The sequence below is a fragment of the Helicobacter apodemus genome, from assembly GCF_000765745.2.
Lineage (GTDB): Bacteria > Campylobacterota > Campylobacteria > Campylobacterales > Helicobacteraceae > Helicobacter_D > Helicobacter_D apodemus.
This window is the reverse complement of sequence record NZ_JRPC02000084.1, coordinates 1-1390: the sequence shown is the minus strand read 5'-3', so window position 1 is coordinate 1390 and position 1390 is coordinate 1. Positions and strand designations below refer to the sequence as shown.

General features: G+C 34.1%; 1 pseudogene. It reads left to right on the top strand.

Annotated features, from left to right (window positions below):
* A pseudogene (locus LS72_RS11085) lies at nucleotides 1-1310 on the top strand (autotransporter outer membrane beta-barrel domain-containing protein); the annotation flags it as partial.
* Between the last annotated feature and the right edge of the window lie 80 nt (nucleotides 1311-1390).

The window sequence follows — 1390 nt, the reverse complement described above, 5'->3', positions numbered from 1 at the left end:
GTAATAGTGGGACAATCTCTAATAAGAATGGTAATACCATAGCCTTACAAAACACTAAAATACAAACTTTTACTAATACTGGAACTATAGAAAAAACAAATAATGGTGGTAGTGGTGTTGCGATTGAAAACAATACAGCCTTAGGAACTTTTATTAATCAAGGAATAATTAATCATAAAGGTAATGGACCAGGTGTTTATGTAGGTAGTAAAGCTACGATAGAGAACTTTGAGAATAAGGGGACGATAGAAAGCAAGCAAAATGGGATGCAACTTGCTGGCAAAGCTACGATAGAGACTTTTAAGAATAGTGGGACGATAGAGGGTTTTAGGGATGGCATATATGTAAATGGTGCAATCATTCAAACCCTCACTAATGAAGGAAGTATTATTAGTAATGATGAAGGTAATAATAGATATGCAGGCATGAGCTTACAAGGTGGAGGAACCATTGCAACTATTATCAATAAAGGAACGATAAGATCAAATGGTTTTGGTATTGCGATACTTGATGGTAAAGCTGGAAAACTCTCTATGCAAGATGGAGCTGTAGTGCATGGAAGATTTTCAGGTATTATAGTAGGACCAAACCAAACTCTAGGAGAACTTGAAATTAGTGGATCTAATACTAAGATTAGTGGGGGTCAAAATGGTATTTTCTTATATGATAAAGCAAAAACCCAAAAAATTACCATTAAAGATGGAGCTAGAATAGAGGGAAAAACTTTTTATGGAATCAGTGTTAGAGATAACGCTAACCTCAGTGGAGATATTCTTATCTCAGGTGAAGGCTCTATGATAATAGGTAAAAATGCTGGTATTGGTAATAATAATGGAAAAATAACAGGTAATCTTACTATTAAAGATGGAGCAACTATAACCGCTACTTCAGGTAAAGCCATTTGGAATAATGAGAATTCTACCCTTAGTGGAGGTATTACCATAAGTGGTGCTAATACGAAACTAGAGGGTAATATTGTTAATAGTGATAATGCCAATATAGGAAGTGAAATAAAAATAGAAAAAGGTGCTAGTATTAATGGAGGATTAGTAAATAATGGTAATGCTTCTATATCAGGAAATATTACTATTGATGAGAGTAGTAAGCTTAACTCTATTACTAATACTTCAAGTAATGCTAATGCTATTACAGGAAGTATTGAAACTAAAAGTAGCACTCCTTTAGCTATTTCTAACTCTGGAAGTATTGGAGGAGATATTAAAACAGCAGGAAATGCTGAATTAAAAATTAACAACTCTGGAAGTGGTAGCACCTCCTATACTACCACTTCCAGAGTTAGTAATGTTTAAAGGAGCATTACCACTAGAGCTAATATTACCTGCAATAGTAGAAGAACCCGAATTGGTAATATTAAGAGGAGAATCACTAG